This is a genomic window from Streptomyces sp. NPDC085866 (genome assembly GCF_044541035.1).
GTDB lineage: Bacteria > Actinomycetota > Actinomycetes > Streptomycetales > Streptomycetaceae > Streptomyces.
Window position 1 is genome coordinate 140,477 of the sequence record NZ_JBITSQ010000007.1, and the last position, 19,671, is coordinate 160,147.

General features: G+C 72.3%; 7 protein-coding genes and 1 pseudogene. 6 read left to right on the forward strand and 2 right to left on the reverse strand.

What is annotated here, in order from left to right; translation table 11 throughout:
- Positions 1-115: 115 nt before the first annotated feature.
- Positions 116-1,978, forward strand: a complete 1,863-nt coding sequence (locus ACIF83_RS19140; RefSeq protein WP_399728814.1) for a PAS domain S-box protein — start codon at positions 116-118, stop codon at positions 1,976-1,978.
- Between the two features lie 142 nt (positions 1,979-2,120).
- Here ACIF83_RS19140 and ACIF83_RS19145 read toward each other — a convergent pair whose 3' ends face one another.
- Positions 2,121-2,657: a lamin tail domain-containing protein gene (locus ACIF83_RS19145; RefSeq protein ID WP_393479294.1), complete on the reverse strand. Its 537-nt coding sequence runs from the start codon at positions 2,655-2,657 to the stop codon at positions 2,121-2,123.
- A gap of 411 nt (positions 2,658-3,068) precedes the next feature.
- On the opposite strand from ACIF83_RS19145, the gene ACIF83_RS19150 reads away from it, so the two are divergent.
- The gene (locus ACIF83_RS19150) at positions 3,069-4,313 is read left to right on the forward strand and encodes a DUF2993 domain-containing protein (protein ID WP_398140710.1); all 1,245 of its coding nucleotides are present in this window, start codon (positions 3,069-3,071) and stop codon (positions 4,311-4,313) included.
- Positions 4,314-4,342: 29 nt separating this feature from the next.
- Here the strand turns inward: ACIF83_RS19150 and ACIF83_RS19155 are convergent.
- Positions 4,343-12,396: pseudogene (locus ACIF83_RS19155) on the reverse strand (type I polyketide synthase).
- A gap of 290 nt (positions 12,397-12,686) precedes the next feature.
- On the opposite strand from ACIF83_RS19155, the gene ACIF83_RS19160 reads away from it, so the two are divergent.
- The 4 genes from ACIF83_RS19160 to ACIF83_RS19175 all read left to right on the forward strand — a co-directional run bounded on the left by ACIF83_RS19160 (position 12,687) and on the right by ACIF83_RS19175 (position 19,671).
- Entirely contained in the window at positions 12,687-13,511 is an 825-nt protein-coding gene (locus tag ACIF83_RS19160) for an SGNH/GDSL hydrolase family protein (protein ID WP_393479286.1), read from the forward strand.
- A gap of 125 nt (positions 13,512-13,636) precedes the next feature.
- Positions 13,637-15,973, forward strand: coding sequence for a glycosyl hydrolase family 95 catalytic domain-containing protein (locus ACIF83_RS19165; RefSeq protein ID WP_399728235.1), 2,337 nt, complete (start codon positions 13,637-13,639; stop codon positions 15,971-15,973).
- 161 nt (positions 15,974-16,134) lie between these two features.
- Positions 16,135-16,854: a class I SAM-dependent methyltransferase gene (locus ACIF83_RS19170; RefSeq protein ID WP_399728238.1), complete on the forward strand. Its 720-nt coding sequence runs from the start codon at positions 16,135-16,137 to the stop codon at positions 16,852-16,854.
- Between the two features lie 153 nt (positions 16,855-17,007).
- Positions 17,008-19,671 carry a SpoIIE family protein phosphatase gene (locus ACIF83_RS19175; RefSeq protein WP_393479278.1) on the forward strand — a complete coding sequence of 888 codons (2,664 nt, stop codon included), beginning with the start codon at positions 17,008-17,010 and terminating at the stop codon, positions 19,669-19,671.

Genomic DNA, 19,671 nt, shown 5'->3' on the forward strand with positions numbered 1-19,671 from the left:
CGAATTCCCCGTCGAGATCAGCCTCAGCCCCCTCGAAACCGCCGACGGACTCCTCGTCTCCGCCGCCGTACGCGACGTCAGCGAACGCAAAGCCGCAGAGGAACGTTTCCGGGGACTGCTGGAGGCGGCGCCGGACGCGATGGTCATCGTCGACGACACCGGCATCATCAGGCTCGTCAACGCCCAGACCGAAGCCCTCTTCGGCTACGGCCGCGCAGAACTCCTCGGCCACCCCGTCGAACTCCTCGTCCCCGGCCGCTTCCGCACCCACCACACCACACACCGCAACGGCTACGCCCACAACCAGCAAGTACGCCCCATGGGCGCCGGCCTCGACCTCTACGGCCTCCGCAAGGACGGCACCGAATTCCCCGTCGAGATCAGCCTCAGCCCCCTCGAAACCGCCGACGGACTCCTCGTCTCCGCCGCCGTACGCGACGTCAGCGAACGCAAAGCCGCCGAAGAGCGCATCAACGAGCTGGCCGCGCTGGTCGAGTCCTCCCAGGACGCGATCCTCGCCAAGACCCTCGACGGCCGGATCACCTACTGGAACGCCGCCGCCCAGCGGCTGTACGGGTTCTCGGCCGCCGAGGCGGTCGGACAGCATGTGTCGATCCTCGCCCCGCCCGACCGGGAGGACGAGATCCTGCTGCTCCTGGACCGGTTGCGCCGGGGCGAGAAGGTCGAGCACTTCGAGACGCTGCGGGTGACCCAATCCGGCGCGATGCTCGACGTCGACGTCACCCTGTGGCCGACCCGGTCCCCGGACGGCGCGGTCATCGGCGCCTGTGCGATCGTCCGCGACATCAGTGACCGCAAGCGGGCCGAGGCGGAGCTGACCGAACTGTACGAGCAGCAGCGGCACATCGCGCTGACGCTGCAGCGCAGTCTGATGGGCACGCCGCCCGCGATCCCCGACCTGGCCACCGCGAGCCGCTACCTCCCCGCCACCCAGGGAGCCGGCGTGGGCGGCGACTGGTTCGATCTGATCCCGCTGGGTGCCGGCCGTGTCGGGGTGCTGATCGGTGACGTGATGGGCCGCGGCCTGGAGGCGGCCGCCGTGATGGGTCAGCTGCGGTCCGCCGCGCACGCGCTGGCCAAGACGGGTATGCGGCCCCGTCAGCTGATGCAGGCGCTGGACACGGTCGTGGCCGACCTCAACGTCCCCGACCAACTGGTCACCTGCTGCTATCTCGTCGTCGCCGCCGACTCCGGCGAAGTGGTCATCTGCTCCGCGGGGCATCTGCCGGTCCTGGTCGCCGTCCCCGGCGAGGGTGCCAGCACCCTGTCGACGCCGGTGAACGCGCCCCTCGGCGTCGGCGGTGTGATCTACGAACAGCGCACCACGACCATCGCACGCGGTGCCACCCTCTTGCTCTACACCGACGGTCTCATCGAGACCCCGGGCACCGACATCGAGGACCAGCTCACCCAGCTCATCGGCGCCCTGGACAAGCTGGCGAGCGCCGGCCTCGATCTGGAGGCCGCCGCCGACCACGTACTGACGACGCTGCTGCCCGACGCGAACGGGCACGACGACGTCACCCTGCTGCTCACGCAGGTGCCGGCCGCCCCGCTGGCCACGGCCGGGGCCGAACTGTGCGCGGAGCCGCGCGCAGTGCGTGACGGTCGCGGATTCCTCGCCGCGACCCTCTGCACGTGGGGCTTCGTCGAGCGGGCGGACGACGCGTGTCTGCTGCTGTCGGAGATCCTCACCAACGCGGTGCAGCACGCGCAGGGCCCAATCGGCCTGCGTGTGCGCCGCACGGACACCGAGCTGACGGTCGAGGTCAGCGACCCCAGCCCGCAGCTGCCCCAGCCCCGGGTCGCGGCCGAGGAGGAGGAGTCCGGCCGGGGGCTGCAGCTCGTACGGGCCCTCGCCGACGACTGGGGAGTCCGGCCGACCGACGAGGGCAAGACGACGTGGTTCAGCCTCCGGATCGACCGGCCGCTCGCCCCGCGGCCGACATGGCCGTAGACCCAGGACGAGCAGGAGCCGGTCGACGCGGCCGCACGGGGCCGAGAAGCCGTTGCGAGCGCGGCGCGCCGCCCCCCTGGAGCGGCGCGCCGTGGTGCGGGTTGTCGGGTACCGAGGCAGGGGGGTCGGCACCCCGCGGCGGTCAGAAGCGGTGGTCGCCGCGGTGGTCGCGGCCGTCGCCGAGGTAGTGACGGTCACCTTCACCGCGGTAGTGACGGTCGTGGTCACGCCGGCCCTCACCCCAGGACGAGGCGTCGACGAAGCGGCCGTGGTCGTTGCGCAGGGTGGCGGTGTCGGCGTCGCGGTCCCACACGGAGTAGTGGCGGTCCTGGTAGACGTCGGTCGAGCTGTCGCGGCCGACTCCGGTGTGGACGCGGACGGTTGCCCGGCCCTCCAGCCAGAAGTGGCGGAAGGTGTAGGTGTTGCCGTCCCGGTCGGACAGGGTCCAGCCGCTCAGGTTCACGTCGCGACGGCTGTTGTTGGTGATGTCGACCCACTCCCGGTTGAGGGACAGGTTGGATCGCACATAGCGGCCTTGGCTGTACTGCACGTCACCGATGACCACCTGAGCGCGGTCCGGGTACGCGCTCGCTCGGTCCGCAGCGGAGGCGGGCAGCGCCACCGCTCCGACCAGGGCTGCCGCCACGGCGGCAGCTGCGGTCAGGCTACGCGGGGTCACAGAAACGGAAGCGGACACAGGGTCCCCCTTTGCAGGGTGTGGGCACGTCCGGGCTGCACGGCATCGGGCCGTGGGCCGGGCGGCATGTGAGGAGCGGCCGTGCGGCCGCGCCCCCACACCCTCGTGCCCCGAGCAGGAGAAGCGCGGCACAAACGGGGTGTGTTACAAATCGTCAACATATTGGTGACACTCGCATGTATAGTGCACCTATGCGTTGAATGCCCATTTTGATGCTATTTCAGGCCATCTTTCACATGCGCGCGCACCTGCCTGTCACCCGAAAGTGAGCAACAGTCCTCAGGCGTCTGCCGCGCGTACACCCCCCGACCGTCGGCCGCGAAGTGACCGATTCCGAGCCTTACTTCAGGTAGGACTTGCAAGTCGGGTAGGACTATATGATCAAATCTCCCGATGCGTACCCCCCACATACCGACGCATCAACCTGCCCAGTTCGACGGGCATTCCGCCGAGCGGGTTCCACCCAGCCGCAATCCGTACGACGAACTGGCCGCACTGGCGGACAATCCGCTGGAGGACTTCCTCACCGACGACAGCACGCCGACCTCGCAGGACGACGACGCCGAGGAGCCCTGGGCCCCGCCCAACCACCGGCGCGGCAGCCGCCGCCGCAACCGCGCCACCGGCCTGCCCACCGTGGTCAGAGTCCTCGCGTGGGCGCTCACCCTCGCCTGCCTCGTCACCCTCGCCGACCGCTGGGCGCTGCTGTATGCCGAGCACAAGGCCTCGGAACGGCTCAAGGACCAGCTGCATCTCGCCGCCGCCCCCGAGGTACGGATCGGCGGTTTCCCCTTCCTCACCCAACTGGCCGCACAGCGCCTCGACTCGGTCCGGATCACCGTCCCCGGCATCCCGGCCCGCCGGGTCACCCTCACCCAGGTCACCGCGACCGCACGCGACATACGTATCGACGGCGACGGACCCACCGCCGTGCGCGGCGCACTCGTGCGGCAGGTGCACGGTCGGGTCCTGCTGTCCTTCGCCGACATGAACCGCGAACTCGGCGCCTCCCAGGTGTCCTTCACGGCCCGCGGACCGGGCCGCGTCCGGGCCCACGGCGATCTGCGCGTCGCGGGGAACGATCTGCGGGTCCGGGCCGACGTCCGCATCCGGCGCGAAGGGGAGCGGGGCATCGCCACCTCCGTGGACGGCATGCGGCTCGACATCGGTGACCTCGCGACGTACCGGCCCGGCACCGGGCCCGCCGAGGGCCTCCACCTGACCCGCGACTCGGCGCGCCGGCTCACCCAGGAGGCGGAGAAGATCAGGGCCTTTCTGGCCGTCCCGGAGATCGTGCGGCGCCTGGGCGTCCCCGACAGCGCGGTGCGCGCCGCGCTGCACGACGAGGACAGGCTCCATCAGCTCACCGGCGCGCCGCGCTTCCTGCACGACCTGACCCGCATGAACCTCGTGGACGTGGCGCTCGCCCACCCGGGGCTCCTCAAGCGGCTGGGCCTCGACCTCTCCCTCCTCACCGCACTGACCAAGCTCACCCGCCCACAGGTCGCCGACCGCTTCTCGTTCTCCTTCCAGCTCCCGAAACCGCCCTCGGGCGCCCTGCGCCTGCAGGACGTGACGGTGGACAAGGACGGCATCCACGCCGACGTCACGGGGTCGGGGCTGCTCCTCGGGCACTGAGCATCCGCGCCACAAGCACTGACGATGCCTCAGTCCACGGGCCTCCCGAGCCCGTTCACCCAAGCTTGAATCGCCCGTGCCGTGGTGGGTGCGTGTTCCTCGGCGATGGTCCAGTGGTCGCCGGGGACGTCCACGGTCTCGGACAACTGTGGCCAGGAGGCCCGCCAGGCGTGGCTTCCTGTCTCGCGGCTGCCGTGGGTGCGCATCTCCGGCAGCTGGTCGATGGCGCGTACCAGGAGTGTGGGTACGTTCACCGGTTCGGGGCTCCAGCCGCGGAGCATCCGGGTGTAGGCCCCGAGTGCGGCCAGCGCCATGTCCTCCACCGCGGTGTCGAACCCCTCCCCCATGGCCAGGGCCGCGCGGGCGGGCAGGGCGAGCAGCCATGGCTCGGCCTCCCGCTCGGGAGTCACGTGGTAGGTGTCGACGAGGACCAGGCCGGCGGGCGGGGTACCGGTCTCCGCCAACCGCGCGGCGACAGCGTGTGCCGGACAGCCGCCCATCGACCAGCCCAGCAGGACCGGCCGGCGGTCGCCCAGTTCATCCCGCAGGGTGGCCGCGTGCAGGTCAACCAGCGTCTGCCAGTCGCGGGGCAGCGCGTCGCCGGAGGTGACCCCGGGATGCCGCATCTCCAGAACGTCCCGGTCACCTTCGAAGTGCTGCGCGAGCGCGTCGTACCAGGGCCGGCCCAGGGCCGGGGAGAAGCCGGGGAAGCACACCAGTGGCGGCCGGCCGTCCGTGCCCGTGGCCAGCCGGAGTGGCTCCAGGGCGTGCGCGGCGCGGTCCTCGGGGCCGAAGCCGGGGACGGCCAGTGAGGCGGTCACGAGCAGGTGCATCGCCGAGACGACGTCGCCGGTCCCGCACACGCGTCGGTAGAGGGAGGCCAGGGACTGTGTGGGGCGTGACGGCGGCGCACCGGTGGCCGCCTTCTGACGGGGCAACTCCTCGTGCAGTTCGGCGAGCAGGTGGCTCGTCAGTCGTTCGGTGGTGGGCAGGTCGAAGGTGAGGGTGGCGGGCAGCTCCAGGCCGGTGAGCAGACTCAGCCGGTTGCGCAGCAGAACGGCGGTCAGGGAGTCGAGACCCAGCTCCATGAAAGCGCGGTCGGCCGTCACAGCCGCCGCACCGGGATGGCCGAGCACCTCGGCGACCGCCTCCCGGACCAGTGCGAGCAGGGCGGCGTGACGGTCGTCGGCGGGCAGCTGCGCCAACCGCTCTCGCCACGCTCCCGGCGAGTCATGGGTCGGCCGGGTGGTTCCGGCCGCCGGTCCCCCGTAGCTACGGCCCGGGCCCGTCGCCGAGGCGGGCGGGCGCAACAGACCCTGCAGCGGCGACGGCACCGGCCTCCGCTGCATACCGGCCCTCGGGTCCAACGGCAGCGGTGCCAGGACGGGTTCGTCCGCCGCCAGGGCGGCATCGAACAGCGCCATGCCTTCGGCGGGGGTGACGGCGCGCAGCACTCCGTCACCGGTCCGGCCGGTGCGGGCCGCCATCCCCTCGGCTCCCGACCACGGGCCCCACACCAGGGAGAGCGCGGGCATTCCCAGGGCGGCTCGGTGCACCGCGAGGGCGTCGAGGAACGCGTTCGCGGCCGCGTAGCCCGCCTGACCGGGATTGCCGAGCAGGCCCGCCGCCGAGGAGAAGAGCACGAACTGCGACAGCGGCAGGTCCTTCGTCAGCTCGTGCAGATGCCAGGCCGCGTCCGCCTTCGGCCGCATGACGGCCACGATCCGCTCGGGCGTCTGCGCCTCCAGCACACCGTCGTCGAGGACACCCGCCGCATGCACCACGGCGGTCAGCTCCGTGGCGTACCGGTCGACCACCTCCGCCAGTGCGGACCGGTCGGCCGCGTCGCAGGCGACCACCTCCACCCGGCCTCCGGCCTGCTCGATCTCCGCCGTCAGTCGCCGTGCGCCGGGTGCCTTCGGGCCGCTGCGACTGGTGAGCACCAGTCGACGGATCTTGTGATGATCCGTCAGATGGCGGGCCAGCAGCGCGCCGAGAGCCCCGGTGCCCCCGGTGATCAGTACGGTGCCTTCCTCGCTGAACGGAGCCGAACGGGACGAAGTGGCGGTCGCCTGAGCCAGCCGTGGCACCAGCACCTCCCGGCATGGATGGCGAGTTGGGGTTCGCCCGCCGCCAGGGCCGCCGTCAGCCGGCGCAGCGACTCGGGGTGGTCGTCGACGTCGACGAGGGTCAGGCGGCCCGGGTACTCCGACTGCGCACTGCGCACCAGTCCCCAGACGGCTGCGGCAGGCAGGTCCGGGTCAGGACCGGTGGCACCGCGGGTGACCAGGACCAGGCGCGATCCCGGAGCCAGGGTGGGCAGCCGGTTGTGCAGGAGTTCCAGGGCCCGCGTGACGAGGGTACGAGTGTCGGCGGCCGGGGTGGTGGACGGGGTCGGGGAGGCCAGGGAGACGACGACGGCCGGGGCGTCGCCCTCGAGGGAGCCGGTGTGCCGTGTCCCGGACAGCGAGGCCGCCAGGCCCAGTTCGTCCGGGGATGCCACCGAGAGCGCGGAAACGGTGGCGTGGGCGGGGGCCACGGCGGTCCAACTCGGCCGGTACAGCGCTCCTGCCTGCACACGGTCGGCGGTGCTCGGGACCGCCCGGGTGGTCAGCGCCTCCACCCGCAGCACCGGCCTGCCTGCCGGGTCGGTGAGGTCCACGGCGACCGTGTCCTCCCCGGTACGGCGCAGGCGTACCCGCAGCGCGGTGGCGCCGGCCGCGTACCGGCTGACGCCTCGCCAGGCGAACGGCAGCCGGGGCGACTCGGTCTCCCCCCGGTCTCCGGGGACGAGCAGTGGAGCGTGGACGGCGGCGTCGAGCAGCGCGGGATGGATGCCGTACCGCTGCGCCTCTGCCACGGCGGCGTCGGGGAGCCGCACATCGGCGAGGAGGTCGTCTCCCTGCCGCCAGACGGCCCGTACGCAGCGGAAGGCCGGACCATAGGCATAGCCTTCGCGTGCCAGCCGGTCGTAGGCTTCTGTCACGTCGACCGGTACGGCGTCCGGCGGTGGCCAGGATCCCTGCGGTCCGGGGTGCGGGGCGGGGTCGGTGGCCGACGGTGCCAGCCGGCCGGTGGCGTGGTGGGTCCACGTGCCGACCGGGCCGGAGTCCTCGGGGCGTGCGTGGATGTCGACGGTCCGACGGCCGGCCGGGTCCGGTTCGCCGAGCGCCAGCTGGACCTCGACGCGCGCGCCGGGGTCGGCCAGTTGGAGCGGCAGCAGCAGGGTCAGCTCTTCCAGGACGTCCAGCCCGCAGGTGCCGCCGGAGTGGAGCGCCAGGTCGGCGAGGGCGGACGCGGGCACCAGCAGCCGTCCGTCGACGACGTGGTCGCGCAGCCAGGGCTGGTCGGCGGCCGACAGGTGGCCGGTGCACAGCAGACGGCCCGTGTCCGGGAGGCTGGTCGTGGAGGTCAGCACCGGATGGCCGGAGGCGGTGCGTGCGGCGGTCGGTGTGGTGTCGACCGGCTCGGTCAGCCAGTAGCGCTCCCGCTGGAAGGGGTAGGTGGGCAGGTCCACCCGCCGGGCACGCCTGCCCGGGTGCGCTGTCCGGTGCACGGTGGCCCAGTCGATCGCCGTGCCGTGCTCGTGGAGTCGGGCGAGTGCCGCCAGAGCCGTGTCGGGCTCCGGGTGGCCGGCCCGGGTCGTCGGGGTGAACACCAGCGTCCCGGGCGCCTCGACCGTTGCGATCGCGGCCGAGGTGAGCTGTGCGCCTGGGCCCACCTCGGCGAATGCGGTCACCCCCGTTTCACGCACCAGATGACGTACGACGTCCGCGAACCGCACCGTTTCGCGGGCGTGGCGGACCCAGTAGGCCGCCGAGCGCAGGTCGTCTCCGGTGGCCTGACGTCCGGTCAGTGTCGAAGCGATCGGGATGCGGGGCTCACGGTAGGTGGCCCGGGATGCGGCCCGGGCGTACTCCGCGAGCGCCGGTTCGATCAGCGGCGAGTGGAAGGCGTGGCTGGTGCGCAGCCGTACGGTGCGACGCCCACGGGCCTCGAAGCGCTCGGCCAGCGCCGTCACCGCTCTCTCCGCCCCGGAGACGACGACCGACCGTGGGCCGTTCACCGCGGCGACCGCCACCGGCCCGGCCGCTGCCGGCAGTTCGGCCAGTGCCGCCAGCGCCTCTTCCTCGGTGGCGTCCAGGGTCAGCATGGCGCCGCCTTCGGGGACTTGCTGCATCAGCCGGCCCCGGGCGGCGACCAGGTCGACGGCGTCGCTCTCCGAGAGGATCCCGGCGGCATGCGCCACGGCCAGCTCGCCGACGGAGTGGCCGGCCAGGAAGTCCGGTCGCACGCCCCAGGATTCGAGCAGTCGGAACAGCGCGACCTCGAACGTGAACAGCCCGGCCTGCGCGACATCCGTCCTGTGCTCCCGCACGTCGGCGAGCGCTGTGCCGGACCCTTCCCACAGGGCCTCGCGCAGGGGCCGCTCCCCGACCCCGACGGAGTCGAACCGGCCGCACAGGGCGTCGAAGGCGTCGGCGAAGACGAGGTATGCGGTGTGCAACTCACGGCCGAGGCCAGCCCATCCGGCGCCCTGCCCGGTGAAGAGCAGAGCCAGCCGTCCGCCTGTCCGGACTGGGGACGGCACGGCTGCCGACCCCTCGGCCGAGAGCCGGTCCAGTTCGGTCAGCAGGACGGCGCGGTCCTGGACGGGCAGCGCCGCCCGGTGGCGGAGCGCGGCGCGGGCGGTCGCCGAGGAGAACGCCACGTCCCCGAGCGGCAGTTCGGGCCGTTCGCGGAGGAAGGCGGCCGTACGTCGTGCCTGGGCGCGCAGCGCCTCGGCGGTCGCGCCGGACAGGAGGAGCGGCGGTTCCGGAGTGGTCCGGGCATCCTCGCGAAGCGGGGCCTCCTGCCCGTCGACCGCTTCCTCCAGGATGACGTGGGCGTTGGTTCCGCCGATGCCGAAGGCGGACACCGCGGCGCGCCGGGGTTGCCCGGGAGCGGGGCGCCACGGCTGCTCCCGCTGCAGCAGCCGTACCGCGCCGGAGGACCAGTCGACGCCCGGTGACGGCTCATCGGCGTGCAGCGTGCGTGGCAGCACGCCGTGGTGCATCGCGAGGACGGTCTTGATGACCCCGGCGACACCGGCCGCGGCCTGGGTGTGTCCGATGTTGGACTTCAGCGATCCCAACCACAGCGGCCGGTCGGCCGGGCGGTCGTGCCCGTACGCCGCGAGGAGCGCCCGGGCTTCGATGGGGTCGCCGAGCGGGGTGCCGGTTCCGTGCGCCTCCACGGCGTCGATGTCGGCCGGGTTGAGTCCGGCGGCGGCGAGGGCGTCGCCGATCACCCGCTCCTGGGCGGGCCCGCTGGGCGCGGTCAGGCCGTTGGACGCGCCGTCGCCGTTGACGGCGGAGCCGCGGAGTACGGCCAGCACCGGATGGCCGTTGCGCCGGGCGTCGGCGAGCCGCTCCAGCAGGACCAGTCCGACGCCCTCGCCCCAGGCCGTACCGTCGGCCGCGGCCGAGAACGGCTTGCACCGGCCGTCGGGCGACAGGCCGCGCAGTCTGCTGAACGCGACGAACGGCACCGGGCTGGCCATGACGGTGGCTCCGCCGGCCACGGCCAGCGAGCACTGGCCCGAGCGCAGCGCCCGCGCCGCCCAGTCCATCGCCACCAGTGACGAGGAGCAGGCCGTGTCCACCGTCACCGCGGGCCCCTGCAGACCCAGGGTGTAGGCGATGCGCCCGGAGGCCACGCTGCCCGCCGAGCCGAGCGCGAGGTGTGCCTCGTACTCGTGTCCTCCGCGGTGCAGCAGCCGGCCCGCGTAGTCGCCGTGCATCACGCCGACGAAGACGCCGGTGTCGCTGCCGCGCAGGGCGCTGGGGGCGATACCCGCCCGTTCCACGACCTCCCAGGCGGTCTCCAGCAGCAGCCTCTGCTGCGGATCGGTGGCCAGCGCCTCCCGGGGCGACATGCCGAAGAAGGCCGCGTCGAAGTCGGCGGCACGGCGCAGGAAGCCACCGCGGCGGGTGACCGAGGTGCCCGGCCGGTCCGGGTCGGCGTCGAACAGCCCGGCCAGGTCCCAGCCCCGGTCCGAGGGGAACACGGAGGTGGCGTCCGTGCCGTCGGCGATCAGCCGCCACAGCTCCTCCGGTGCGGAGACGTCGTCCACGGCTCCCGGGTAGCGGCAGGCCATGGCGACGATGGCCACCGGTTCGTCGGGCTGCGGTGTGTCGCCGGGTGTGCCGGGCCCGGCGACACGCGCCGTCGGGGCCGGGGCGCCGAGCAGCGCTTCGTGCAGGTACTCGGCCACCGCGTCCGGCGTCGGGCGGTCGAACACCAGGGTCGCGGGCAGCTGCAGACCGGTCACCGCGCCGAGCCGGTCGCGCAGCAGGACACCCTGCAGGGAGCCGACTCCCAGGTCGGTGAAGGTCTGGTCGGGTTCCGGGTCGGACTCCCCGTCGCCGCGGAGTTCGACCATGACGAGGTTCAGCACGGCGCGGCGCCGCTCCGGGGCCGGCAGCGCGAGCAGCCGGGACCGCAGGGCGGCGGAGGCGTCCTCCCGCTCGGTGACGAGCGCCTCGGTCAACTGCCCGGCGAGCACCGGTCGTCGGATCTTGCCGGAAGACGTGCGGGGCAGCGAACCGCTCAGCCGGATCTCGTCCGGCACCTTGAACGCGGACAGCCGCTCCCGGCACGCGGCCCGTAGCGGCGCGAGGTCGACTCCGTCCGGCCCGGGGACGACGAACGCCACCGGAACCTCGCCCAGCACGTCGTGCGGCCTGCCCACGACCGCCGCGTCGGCGACACCGGGACAGGCCAGGAGCACCTGCTCCACCTCGACCGGGTTGACGTTCTGCCCGCCGCGGATGATCAGGTCGCCCACCCGGCCGGTGACCCGCAGCCCGCCGCCGGGCTCACGTCGGCCGAGGTCGCCGGTCAGGTACCAGCCGTCCCGGAGGACCTGCGCCGTACTGTCGGGGCGACCGTGGTAGCCGATCATCACGCCGGGGCCACGCACCCGGATCTCGCCCTCGTCACCGTCGGTGACGGTGGCGCCGGAGAGCGGGTCGGTCACCCGGACCTCTACTCCGGGCACCGGCTGCGGCAGGCGCTGCGGGCCCGGCACGTCGAGCCGGTCGACCGCGATCTTGCCGGAGGTCTCGGTGGAGCCGTAGCCGTCAAGCAGCGGCGCGCCCAGCAACTCCTCGACGGAGGTGCGCAGTTCCACCGGGCAGGGCGCTCCGGCGGTGACGCACAGCCGCAGCCCTCCCGGTGCCCGCGGCGCCTCGCGCAGTGCGCTCACCAGCAGGTGGTAGGTGGCCGGTACCCCGGCCAGCATGGTGAACGGACCCTGCAGCGGCTGCTGTTCGAGTGCCTCCATCACATCCACGCCGCGGTCCAGGAGGTAGGCGCTCGCCCCCGTGGCGACCACCCCGAGGATGCACAGCGAGTAGGCGTAGGCGTGGTGCATCGGCAACGGCCACAGCAGCCGGTCCTCCTCGGACATGCCGAGGAGCGGCGCATAGGCGGCAGCCGTCGACCACAGCGCGGCCCTCTGGCTCGTCACCACGCCCTTGCGCTCGCCAGTGGTGCCTGACGTGTAGAGGATCCAGGCCGGTTCGTCCAGGCCGAGGCCGTCGTACGGCGGACGGCCCGGATCGGTCCCGGCGAGTTCCTCGTACGAGACCGCGCCCGCGGGCGCTCCGGGCGGCAGCGCCTGCGCACCCACGACGACGACCACCCGCGGCGACTGCTGTCCTGTCGCCACCCGCGCCAGTCGCTCCAGCACAGACGCCTCGACCACGATCGCCACCGCGCCGCTGTCGCGAAGGACATGGGCCAACTCGCCGTCGGCCGCGCCAGGATCCAGTGGCACCCCAACGGCACCCGCACGTACGGCCGCCAGGCAACTCTCGGCCATTTCCACGCGGTTGGACAGGCAGAACACCACCCGGTCCCGGTGGCGCACTCCCAGCCGTGCCAGATGCCCCGCGATCCGCGCCGTCCGCCGATCCAGCTGCTCCCAGGTCACGCCCCGGCGCCCGTCGCGGAAGGCGGTCCTCTCCCCCGCGCGTGCCGCACGCGCCTGGACGGCTTCGACCAACGGACGGACCAGTTCCCCGCGAACCCCCGTCATTCCCACCCCTCTTGTGCGTCCGCCCCCCGACGCCCATCGACTATAGGGTCACGAACCGTTCACGGCCGTCAGCACCGGCCGGGCCGGGCGCGCCGCCGAACGGGTGACGGCTCACCGGGTGAACTCTGCCGAGGAGACGGCACGCCACCGCGCGCGCCCGGCTCCGGCCGGTGCCGCCTCCAGTGCGGCGTACCGCAGCGACGGCACTGGCGCAGGGGTTTGTCAACACGGCTGAGCAGGGAGGACGGCGCTCGTGGGCGGGGGTGACCGGGCCGCGATACAGGAGAGTCATGAGCCGGTCCCGAATAGTGTCCTATGTGTCCTCCGCCCTCCTCGCGGCCGCCTGTACCCTCGCCGGTCCCGCGACGGCACCGGCGGCGCCGAGCGCCGAAGCCATGCACTCCGAAGCCCTCGATTACGTGGCTCTCGGTGACTCCTATTCGGCCGGTGTCGGAGCCGGCAGTTACTTCACCTCCGCCTCGGACTGCCTGCGCAGCGGCCGGGCGTACCCGGTCCTGTGGGCAGCGGCCCATGCGCCGTCTTCGTTCAGCTTCACGGCGTGCAACGGCGCGGGCACGAGCGATGTCATGTCGAGCCAGCTCGGGCCGCTGAGTACCCGCACCGACCTGGTCAGCATCACCGTCGGCGGCAGTGACTCGGGCTTCTCCGGCGTGATGGCGGCCTGTGTACTGCCCGGCACCAAGGCATGTCTCTCCGCCGTCGCCAAGGCACGGACCTTCATGGACGGGACCCTCCCGGGCAACCTGGACCGTCTCTACTCGGCCATCCGCGGCAAGGCACCCGCCGCCCACGTCGTGGTGCTCGGCTACCCGCACCTCTACCAGCCCCACGGCACCTGCTCGGGCGGCCTCACGGACACGGAGAGGTCGGCGCTCAACGAGGCCGTGGACCAGCTCAACAGGGTGACCGCCAAGCGCGCCGTCGCCCACGGATTCACCTTCGCCGACCCCCGGGCCGCCTTCGCCGGGCACGAGATCTGCTCGGCCACCCCCTGGCTGCACAGCGTCGACTGGCTGGATCTGACCGAGTCGTACCACCCGACGGCACCCGGGCAGTCCCAGGGCTACCTCCCCCTCCTGAGCGGCGCGGCCTGAGCGCTCCATACATCGGATGTGTCAGGAACCGATGACCGCCCAAGCGGTTGACAGGCGCATGCGGTACTTCTAAGTTCCGCCATACACCCGATGTTTCGACGATCCGTCAGCCCGGGAGGACGACGATGACCTCGCAGCCGGAGAAGCGCTCGCCGGTGCCCCGCAGAGCCGTACTCGGCACCGCGCTGGGCGGAGCGGCAACGGCGGCCCTGCCCGGGCCGGCCCACGCCGAGTTACCCGCACAGGCGACGGGAGCCGGCGGACCCGGTCCGGCGGACGGTGCCGTCAGGCGCCCATGGCGACTGCGCGACACCATGACGACCGACGACGCCTGGGAAGGGTTTCTGCGCGGCCAGGACCTGCTGTGGACCAGGATGCCCGCCCTCTGGCACGAGGGCCCGTTCCTCGGCGACGGGCTGCTCGGCAGCATGGTCTACCAGGAACCGGGCGCCAGCCAGGTCCGCTTCACCGTCCAGCACGGCCGTGTACAGGACCACCGGCCCGAGTTCGGCAGTGGTTGGGGCACCTGCCGCCTCCCGGTCGGACATCTCACGCTCGAACCGGTGGGCACCATCACCGCCGTCGACTGGCGGCTGAGCCTGTGGAACGCCGAACTCACCGGCACCATCACCACCACAGCGGGAACGCTCACCCTCTCCGCCCTCATCCATGACGAGGTCTTGGCCGCCCGCGTGCGGGCCGACGGCGGCGAGCGGGTCACCTGGACCTTCCACCCCGAGGAGGCCGTCAGTCCCCGGCGCATCAGCGAGGCCCCGCCCGCCGGCTACACCGCCAACCCGCCCTGGACCACGCGGACCGCGGCCGACGGCACCGAGCTGGTGCTCCAGCCGCTCACCGGCGGGGGCCAGACCGCCACCGCGTACCGCCGTACCGGCGACGACCTGCTGCTCAGCGTCGGACACAGCTCGCCCTCCGACACCGCGGCCGAGGCCGCCTCGCTGCGCAACCTCCGGCGCGTGACGTCGTACAGCACCCTCAGGCAACGGCACGTCCGCTGGTGGCACGCGTTCTATCGCAAGAGCTTCGTCTCCTTCCCCGACCAGCGGCTGCAGAGTTTCCACTGGATCCAGCTCTACAAGGTCGCCTCCGCCAGCCGCGCGGGCGGCCCCGTCATGGCCACCTCCGGGCCCTGGCTGGAGCCCACCCCCTGGCCCGCGGTCTGGTGGAACCTCAACGTCCAGCTGGAGTACTGGCTCATCCACGGCTTCAACCACCCGGAACTCGACTCCCTCGCCACCACGCTGCGGCAGAACCAGGAACAGCTCGTCGCCAACGTGCCCGCCGCCTACCGCGCGGACAGCTCCGGCATCGGCCGCAGCTCCGACATGTTCGGCAACCGCGGCGTGGGCGTGCCGGGCAGCGGCGCCGAGACCGGTGACCTCACCTGGGCGCTGCACAACGTGTGGCTGTCCTACCGGCACTCCATGGACCAGGCCCTGCTGCGCGACACGATCTTCCCGGTGCTGCGCAGGGCCATCAACTACTACCTGCACTTCCTCACCCCGGGCAGCGACGGCAGGCTCCATCTGCCGAGCACGCTCTCGCCCGAGTACCCCGTCGTGCCGCCGCAGGACACCAACTACGACCTGGCGCTGATCCGCTGGGGCTGCCGGACGCTGATCGAGTCGGCCCGACTGCTGGGTGTCGACGACGAGTTGATGCCGCGCTGGCAGGAGGTGCTGGCCAGGCTCACGCCGTATCCGGTCGACGACAACGGCTTCATGATCGGCGCGGACACGCCGTACGCCCAGTCGCACCGGCACTACTCGCACCTGCTGATGGTGTATCCGCTGTACCTCGTCAACTGGGACCAGCCCGAGAGCCGCGACCTGATCGCGAAGTCGGTGGCCCGCTGGCACGCGCTGACCGGCGCCCATCGGGGCTACAGCTACACCGGGGCCGCCTCGATGTACGCGATGACCGGCGACGGCGACACCGCGATCACCTATCTGCGCAAGTTCTTCGACCCCACGACGCGCTTCCCCTGCCGCGCCAACACGCACTACACCGAGGCCGGTCCGGTCATCGAGACCCCGCTGTCCGCCTCTCAGTCCCTGCACGACATGTTCTGCCAGAGCTGGGGCGGCGTGGTCCGCGTCCTCCCGGCCGTCCCGTCCGCCTGGGCGGACGTCACCCTGCACAACTTCCGCACCCAGGGCGCCTTCCTGGTCAGTGCGGTACGAAAGGCGGGGGCTACCCGCTTCATCCGGATCAGGAGCCTGGCGGGCGAACCGCTCAAGCTGCGGCACGGCCTCGGCGGCACCCTCACCGTGCTGCTGGACGACGGCACCCCGGCCCACACCCAGGACCTCGGCGACGGCACCCTGGCCATCGACCTGCCCCGGGGTCGCGAGGTGCTCGTCCACTCCGGTGCCCGTCCCGACCTCGTCATCGCGCCCGTCGCCCGGAGCGAGCCGGGGCCGGCGTGGGGACTGCCGTAGCAACTTCCGGTGCAGGTAAGGCTCCAGACGTCAACCGTGCGCAGGAGGGATGCGCTGTCGAGGGAATCTCCCTGTGCCACGGGCTGTCCGGCCGTATCGCGTGCCAGGCTGCCGCCGAGCGCCCTGGTCCGGGCCAGGTTCGGTGCAGGAGGCAGCGACCCTTGATCACCGGCGAAGACCCCCTCGGCTGGGACACCACCGCCGCAGCCGACGCCTACCGAGACCGCGACATGCGGCCGGCCGAGAAGCTGATCTTCCCGGCGGTGCTGCAGCGGCCGGGACACAGCCCGGGCCCGGACCGGCTGGTGCTGGACGGCGGGTGCGGCACCGGTGCGATCGCGGCGCAGCTCACCGGTGGCGGGGAGTGGAGGGTCCAGGCGCTCGACCCGTCGGCGGACATGCTGGACATGGCCGGCGCCGACCGCCCGCACGCTCGTATCTCCTACCGGCTGTTCGACGGCCGCACCCTGCCCCGGCTCGCCGACGACAGCGTCGACGGTGCCGTGTGCGGCCTGGTGTACTGCACCGACCCCGACGACGACCGACTGACCGCCCTCACCGCCGAGATCCACCGCGTCCTGCGGCCCGGTGCCCCGTATCTCCTAGCCGACCTCAACCCCGCAGCGACCGGCGTGGGCTTCCGCACCTTGCGCCACGGCGAACCAGGAGCCGTGTACGCCGACGGCGACACCGTGCCCACGCTGCCCCGGCTGCGCGACGGCACCACGATGACCAGCGTCACCCACTACCGTTCCCTCGACCGCTACCGGTCCTTCCCGACCGAGGCCGGCTTCCCGTCCCCACCGTGGACCTGCCCACGCTCCCCGGCGACGCAGCCGGGGAGGACGAACCGGCGGAGACCGGGACCGCGCCCTACATGATCTTGACGACGCACGCCTGAGGGAGCGCGGCGGCGCGAGGAACCTTCTCGTCGCCGCTCGCTGCGTGCGCACACGCGGGCACCTGACGTGAAGGGCGAGGCACGGCGGTCGTTCAAGGATGATGGCGCGTTGCAGCAGAGGTTAGATGGGTCTATGGACCGGCGGTCCGGGCGTCTACGGTCCTGGCAGGGGCTGCGTACCGTCTCCGGCCAGGTCTTCATCCTGCAGGTCTTCATCATCGTGGTCCTGGTGGCGGCGGCAGTCGTCGCCCTGCTGCTGCAGTCCCGGACGGACGCCGAGCGCGAGGCCCGCAACCGCACACTCGCGGTGGCCTCGGCCGTCGCCTCGTCCCCGTCGGTACGACAGGCCCTGGAAGACCCGAACCCCACCGCCGCGCTCCAGCCGCAGGCCGAGGAAGTCCGCAAACGCGCCAAGGTGGACTTCATCGTGGTGATGAGTCCGGAGGGCATTCGGTACACCCATCCGAATCCGGCACGGATCGGCGAGCACTACATCGGCAACATCGCGGCGGCGCAGCACGGTGGCATCGTCACCGAGACCACCATGGGGACGCTGGGCCGCTCGGTGCGGACCGTCGCCCCGGTCACCTCGTCCGACGGGAAGGTCATCGGTCTGGTCTCAGCGGGCATCACGATCAAGCAGGTCAGCGGGGCGGCCGACCGGCAGGTACCGCTCGTCCTCGCCGCGACCGGGGTGGTGCTCCTGGCGGCCACCGGCGGAACCGCCCTGATCAGCAGGCGGCTGCGCCGTCAGACACACGGTCTCGGCCCGGTGCAGATGACACGCATGTACGAGCACCACGACGCCGTTCTGCACGCGGTGCGCGAGGGTGTTCTGATCGTCGATCCGCAAGGCAGTCTGCTCCTGGCCAACGACGAGGCACGACGCCTGCTCGGGCTCGCGGCGGACGTGGAGGGCCGACCCGTCAGGAGTCTGGGACTCGAGCCGAGCGCGGAGCGGTTGCTGCTGTCCGGTACCGCGACCACGGACCGGGTGATCAAGGTCGGCGACCGGCTGCTGGCGATCAGCCAGCGCCCCATGGCTCAGCAGCCCGGGCTGGGCGGCGCGGTCGCGACCCTGCGTGACACGACGGAGCTCAGCGCGCTGATGGGCCGCGTGGAGGACGTACAGGAACGGCTCAAGCTGCTGTACGACGCCGGCATCCGCATCGGCACGACGCTCAACGTGCCCCGTACGGCCGAGGAACTGGCCGAACTGGCCGTGCCCAGGTTCGCCGACTACGTCACCGTCGACCTGGCCGACGCCGTCCTGCGTGGTGAGGAACCGAACCTGGCGAACATGGCGGAGTTGCGGCGTGTCGCCCTGCACGGCATCCGGGAGGACACACCGCTGTATCCGCCCGGCCACCTCATCCACTTCGACGCCTCCACGCCGCAGGCCTCCGGGTTCGGTTCCGGGCGGATGGTGCTGGAGGCCGACATGGCGGCGTTCTCCGGCTGGCAGGCACAGGCCCCCGACCGGGCTCGCAGGCTGGTGGCCTATGGCATTCACTCCATGATCGCGGCTCCGCTGCGGGCACGCGGGGTGATTCTCGGTGTGGCCACCTTCTGGCGTTCGAAGGAGCCCGCGCCCTTCGGCCAGGAAGACCTCTCGGTGGCGGAGGAGCTGGTCGCCCGTGCGGCGGTGAGCATCGACAACGCCCGCCGTTTCACCCGGGAGCACGCCATGGCCGTCGCGCTGCAGCGCAGTCTTCTGCCGCACGCGCTTCCCGAGCACAGCGCTGTCGAGGTGGCCCACCGCTATCTGCCGGCCGAGGCGGGGCTCGGCGGTGTCGGCGGTGACTGGTTCGACGTCATCCCCCTGCCGGGAGCCCGCGTCGCGTTCGTGGTCGGCGACGTCGTGGGGCATGGTCTGCACGCCGCCGCCACCATGGGGCAACTGCGCACCGCCGTCCACAACTTCTCCACGCTCGACCTGCCGCCCGACGAGTTGCTCTGGTGCCTGGACGAACTCGTCACCCGAATCGACCAGGACCGGGACGACGAGAACAGCGAAGCACCCACGCTCACGGGTGCCACGTGCCTGTACGCGATCTACGACCCGGTGTCCGGTCTGTGCACGATGGCCAGAGCCGGCCACCTGGACGCCCTGATCGCGTACCCGGACGGACGCGCGGACCTGGCCGGGGTCCCGGCCGGTCCCCCGCTGGGGCTGGGCGGGCTGCCCTACGAGAAGGCAGAGATTCGCCTGCCCGAGAGCAGCGTCATGGTGCTGTACACCAACGGCCTGATCGAGGAGCGGCAGCGTGACATCGACGAGGGGATCGAGCAGCTGCGCCGCGCCATCGCCCACGCCGGACGGACGCCGGAACAGTTGTGCCAGGCCGTGATGGACGCGCTGCTGCCGACGGCACCACGCGACGACGTGGCTCTGCTGGTCGCGCGCACCCGGCTGCTCGACGGCGACCGTACCGCGGTCTGGGACGTGCCCTCCGATCCCGCGGCCGTCGCCGGTGTGCGGGCCTGCGCCGCAAGGCTGCTGCACACATGGGGTCTGGACGAGGAGGCGTTCACCCTGGAACTGATCCTCAGTGAGCTGGTCACCAACGCCATCCGGCACGCGACCGGCCCGATCAGCGTGCGCCTGATCCGCGACCGCACCCTCATCTGCGAAGTGTCCGACGGGAGCAGCGTCTCCCCGCACCTGCGACGGGCCACCACCATGGACGAGGGCGGCCGCGGCCTGTTCCTCGTGGCCCAGTTCGCCGACCGCTGGGGCACGCGCTACACGCCCGACGGCAAGGTCATCTGGACCGAACAGCAGCTGCCCGTATAG